Raw genomic sequence first — 4,863 nt, forward strand, 5'->3', positions numbered from 1 at the left:
CACCGGCACCGTACGTCCCGGGGCCGATGCCGGTCCCCGGCCGCAGCAGCATCGCCAGTGCGCCGCCCTGGTCCCGGTCGGAGGCGTGGCGGAAGGCGTGCCGCCGGCGCCCGGCCGCGGCCCGGCCCTCGGCCAGGCACCACCGCCACCAGCGGTCCAGCTCCTCGCGGGTGAGCCGCTCGGCCGGGACCAGGGCCGGCCACCGGTGCACCCGCGCCTGGGCGGTCACCTTCGCGCCGCCGGCCACCGGGTCGACGGCCAGGACCGGGACCCCGGCGCGCAGGGCGAGCACCAGGCCGTGCAGCCGGTCGGTCACCACGACGTCGAGCCGGGCCAGGACGGACTGGAGCTGTGCGGGGGTGCCGCACAGCCGCCAGTCGCCGTCCGCCAGGCGGGTGTCCAGCTCCACCCGGGCGCAGTCGGTCCGCGCCAGCCACCCGGTGACCCGGTCGGCGACCTCCTCGTGGCGGCGGCGGCCCCCGTACTCCCCCTGCCCGCGGGTGAGGATCACGCCGGCCACCGGGGCGGCGGGCGCCGCGGGAGCGGCGGCGGCCAGGTCGGCGGTGGGCCGCACCCCCTCGGCGTCGCGCGGCAGCACGTGGTGGAAGCCGCGTACGGCGGGGTCGCCGGGGTCGATGACCGACACGCCCACGGCGACGCGCACGCAGTCCGGATAGCGCTCGTGGAGCTCTGCGACCTGGGGTCCGTGCAGCGGGCCGCAGACGAAGACCACATGGGTGTACCGCGCCGGGTCCGCGTCCTCCAGGTGCGGCCCGTCCGGCCGGAAGCCCGGGCTCCAGGCGGTGTCGTGGGGTATGCCGGAGCGGTCCAGCACCTCCCGTACGCGCTCCAGCGCCAGCACGTCGCCGGCCGTGGCCTCACCGTGCAGGAAGGTGAACCAGCCGGTGAGCAGCGCCCTGGGCCCTCCCGCCGCCCCGGCCGTTCCGGCCGTTCCGGGTGGTTCGGGTGGTTCGGGTGGTCCGAATGCCTCGGGTGCTCCGGCTGTTCCGGTCGCTTCGGGCGCTCCGGGTGTTTTCGGTGTCGCCTTACGGGGACTCGGGGTCACAGCGCCACTGCGTAGGCGATGAAGAACCCCGCGACGAGCACGGCCAGGACCAGCAGCAGGGCCAGTGGCACCGGACCCCAGCCGCTGGGCGTGTTGGCGTTCTGGTCCGGGGCGCCCGCGGGCGTGCTGCTCTCGCCGGGCGGCGTCTCGCCCGGCGGCACCCCGCCGCCGTTCTCGAGACCGGGCGACCGCCGGGGGTCCGGGTCCGGATGCGTTTCGCTCATGGTCTCCGAGTGCGCAGCAGGCCGTCCCCTTACACCAGCTCCGGGCAACAAAAGCGGGGAACGAGAGGAAGAGTGCCGATGATGGGTGAACGTGACCGGCGGCGGGCCGTGGTGACCGGCGGCGCCGGGTTCGTGGGTTCGCACCTGTGCGAACGCCTGCTGGACGACGGCGTGGCGGTGACGGCCGTGGACAACCTGCTCTCGGGGTCCGAGAGCAACCTCGCGCACCTGCTCGGCCGGGACGGCTTCGCCTTCGTGCGGCGCGACGCCTGCGCGCCGGGCGCCCTGGAGGACCTGCCCGGCGGCCCCTTCGGCCTGGTCTTCCACCTGGCCTGCCCGGCCTCGCCCGCGGACTATCTGCGGCTGCCGCTGGAGACCCTGGAGACGGGCAGCAGCGGCACCCGCAACGCCCTGGAGCTGGCCGAGCGCGACGGTGCGCGGATGGTGCTGGCCTCCACCTCCGAGGTCTACGGCGACCCCCGGGAGCACCCGCAGCGCGAGGACTACTGGGGACACGTCAACCCCGTCGGCCCGCGCAGCGTCTACGACGAGGCCAAACGGTACGCCGAGGCGCTGGTCACCGCCCACCGCCGGGCGCGCGGCACGGACACCGCGATCGTGCGGATCTTCAACTCCTACGGACCCCGGATGCGCGCCGGGGACGGCCGCGCCGTGCCGACCTTCGTCCGGCAGGCCCTGGCGGGCGAGCCCCTGACGGTGGCCGGGGACGGCGGCCAGACCCGTTCCCTGTGCTACGTCGACGACACCGTGGCGGGCATCGTCGCACTCGCCGCGAGCGACCTGCCGGGGCCGGTCAACATCGGCGGCGAGGAGGAGACCACCGTCCTGGACATCGCCCGCCGGATCGTCAAGCTCACCGGTTCCGCCTCGCCGATCACCTTCGTCGAGCGGCCCGGCGACGATCCCGCCCGGCGCTGCCCGGACACCTCCCTGGCCAGGGAGAAGCTGGGCTGGGCGCCGCGTGTGGGCTGGCAGGAGGGGCTGGAGCGGACCATCGACTGGTTCGCCGCCCGGGCCGCCGCCTGAGCCGGGACCGGCCGCCGTCCGCCCTCCCGGCCCGGGCGGCGGCCGGTTCTTTCCCGGTCCCCGCCCGGGCACGCTTCCGTCACCCGTTGGAGTCAGTTCCCCCGCAAAGAGTCGACCTGCGGCGTTTGACGTCGCTGCCGCCGGTAACCACGGACGCCACAGCATCCCCAGGGGCACCTGGACGCCATCGGGACCGACAGCACGGAGGCACCCCTCATGCGCATCCTCGGCATCAACGCCGTCTTCCACGACCCGGCGGCGGCACTGGTGATCGACGGCCGCACCGTCGCGGCGGCGGAGGAGGAGCGGTTCAGCCGGCGCAAGCACGGCAAGCGGCCGGTGCCGTTCTCCGCCTGGGAGATGCCCGAGCGGTCGGCGGCCTGGTGCCTGAGGCGGGCCGGTCTCACCCCCGCCGACCTGGACGCGGTCGCCTACTCCTTCGACCCCGGCCTGGCGGCTCCCGCCGAGTCGCTGGGCCTGAAGGACCCCTGGGACCACCTGCGCCAGGAGTACGCCCGCCGCGCCCCGTCCTTCCTTGCCGAGGCGCTGCCGGGCCTGGACCCCTCCATCGTCCGCTTCGTGCCGCACCACATGGCGCACGCCGCGTCCGCCGGGATCGCCGGGCCGCACCGCGACAGCGCGGTCCTGGTCCTCGACGGGCGCGGCGAGTGCGCCTCCCACCTGTCCGGCCGCTACCACGGCGACCGGCTGGAGGTGCTGGCCACACAGAAGCTGCCGCACTCGCTCGGCCTGGTCTACGAGGAGCTGACCGAGCACCTGGGCTTCCTGCGCTCCAGCGACGAGTACAAGGTCATGGCGCTGGCCTCCTACGGCAAGCCGCGCTTCCTGCCCCAGCTGCGCCAGTGGGTGCACAGCGACGGCAGGGGCGGCTTCGCCGCCCACGGGGTGGAGTGGGCGGCGCTGGCCCCCGCACGGCGGGCGGGCGCCGAGTGGAACCAGGACCACGCCGATCTGGCCGCCAGCGCCCAGGCCGTGCTGGAGGAGACGCTGCTGGACCTGGCGAGCTGGCTGCACGCCGAGGGCGGCGGCCGGGAGCTGACCCTGGCCGGCGGGGTGGCGCTGAACTGCGTGGCCAACTCCCGTCTCGCCGCCGAGGGCCCCTTCGAGCGGGTGTGGGTGCAGCCCGCGGCCGGTGACGCGGGCACCGCGCTGGGCGCGGCCCTGCACCTGGCCGCCGCGCACGACGAGTCCCCGCTGCCGATGCCCGGCGCGGACCTGGGCCGGGGCTGGTCGGACGAGGAGATCGAGGACTTCCTGAAGGAGGCGGCCGTCCCCTACGAGCGGCCCGCCGACATCGCCGAGGAGGTCGCCGGGGCACTCGCCGCCGACGGCATCGTGGCCTGGTTCCAGGGCCGCGCCGAGTACGGCCCGCGCGCGCTGGGCCACCGCTCGCTGCTGGCCCACCCGGGCCGGGCGGAGAACCTGGACCGGCTCAACCGGGTGAAGGGCCGCGAGGAGTTCCGCCCGGTGGCCCCCATGGTCGCCGAGGGGCGCGCCGCGGAGATCTTCGACGGGCCCCTGCCGAGCCCGTACATGCTGTTCGTGCACGACGTGGCCCGCGAGTGGCGCGACCGCATCCCCGCGGTGGTGCACGTGGACGGCACCGCCCGCATCCAGACGGTGAACCCCGGCGACGAGCCGCTGGTGGCGCGGATGCTGGACGCATTCGAGCGCCGCACCGGGCTGCCGGTGGTGGTCAACACCAGCCTCAACACCGCCGGACGCCCGATGGTGGACTCCCCGCGCGACGCGCTGGAGTGCTTCGGCTCCTCCCCCGTGGACCTGCTGGCCATCGGGCCGTTCGCGGTCCGCCGCGGAAGGTTCTTCGCGTGAGCGCCCCGCACCGGGCCGCCGCCGACTACTCGGTGGTCATACCCACCGTCGGGCGGCCCTGCCTGGCCGACTGCCTGGCGGCGCTGGGCCGGTCGGCCGGTCCCGAGCCGCGCGAGGTCGTGATCGTGGACGACCGGCCGCAGCCCGAGCCGCTCCGCCAGGACCTGCCGCTGCACGCACTGGGGCCGCTGCGCGAGCGCGCCGTCGTGGCGCAGACCGGCGGCCGGGGGCCGGCCGGCGCCCGCAACATCGGCTGGCGGCTGGTCACCGCCCCCTGGGTGGCCTTCCTCGACGACGACGTACGCGTCGGCGCCCGCTGGCGCGAGGCCCTGGCCCGCGACCTGGGCGAGGCCGACCCCACCGTCGCCGGGGTGCAGGGCGTGCTGGACGTGCCGCTGCCCACCGGGCGGCGGGCCACCGACTGGGAGCGCGGCACCGCCGGACTGGCCCGCGCCCAGTGGGCGACGGCCGACATGGCCTACCGCACCGAGGCGCTCAAGGCGGTCGGCGGCTTCGACGAGCGCTTCCCGCGCGCCTTCCGCGAGGACGCCGACCTGGCGCTGCGGGTGCTGGACGACGGCTGGCGCATCCGGCGCGGCGGCCGGCTGACCACGCATCCGGTGCGGCCCGCCGACCGCTGGGTGTCGCTGCGCATGCAGCGCGGCAACGCCG

Annotated in this window: 5 protein-coding genes; 3 read left to right on the forward strand and 2 right to left on the reverse strand. The window is 76.0% G+C overall.

Going from position 1 to position 4,863, the window contains the following annotated elements; all coding sequences use genetic code 11:
* Both ACLIYP_RS29135 and ACLIYP_RS29140 read right to left on the reverse strand, forming a co-directional pair.
* On the reverse strand, nt 1–913 hold a 913-nt coding region (locus ACLIYP_RS29135), incomplete at its 3' end, for a polysaccharide pyruvyl transferase family protein (protein WP_412716083.1).
* A 149-nt stretch (nt 914–1,062) separates the two neighbouring features.
* Nucleotides 1,063–1,290: a DUF6480 family protein gene (locus ACLIYP_RS29140; RefSeq protein WP_412716080.1), complete on the reverse strand. Its 228-nt coding sequence runs from the start codon at nt 1,288–1,290 to the stop codon at nt 1,063–1,065.
* 81 nt (nt 1,291–1,371) lie between these two features.
* Here ACLIYP_RS29140 and ACLIYP_RS29145 point away from each other — a divergent pair, with 81 nt between their 5' ends.
* From ACLIYP_RS29145 to ACLIYP_RS29155, 3 genes are all read left to right on the forward strand, one after another.
* Entirely contained in the window at nt 1,372–2,337 is a 966-nt protein-coding gene (locus ACLIYP_RS29145; RefSeq protein WP_412716084.1) for an NAD-dependent epimerase/dehydratase family protein, read from the forward strand.
* A gap of 216 nt (nt 2,338–2,553) precedes the next feature.
* A complete protein-coding gene (locus ACLIYP_RS29150) occupies nt 2,554–4,191 on the forward strand; it encodes a carbamoyltransferase family protein (RefSeq protein WP_412716081.1) in 1,638 nt (545 codons plus the stop codon).
* The coding region (locus tag ACLIYP_RS29155; protein WP_412716082.1) for a glycosyltransferase family 2 protein at nt 4,188–4,863 on the forward strand (676 nt) is incomplete at its 3' end. The genes ACLIYP_RS29150 and ACLIYP_RS29155, both read left to right, overlap by 4 nt.

The organism is Streptomyces nanhaiensis, from assembly GCF_046614825.1.
Lineage (GTDB): Bacteria > Actinomycetota > Actinomycetes > Streptomycetales > Streptomycetaceae > Streptomyces > Streptomyces radiopugnans.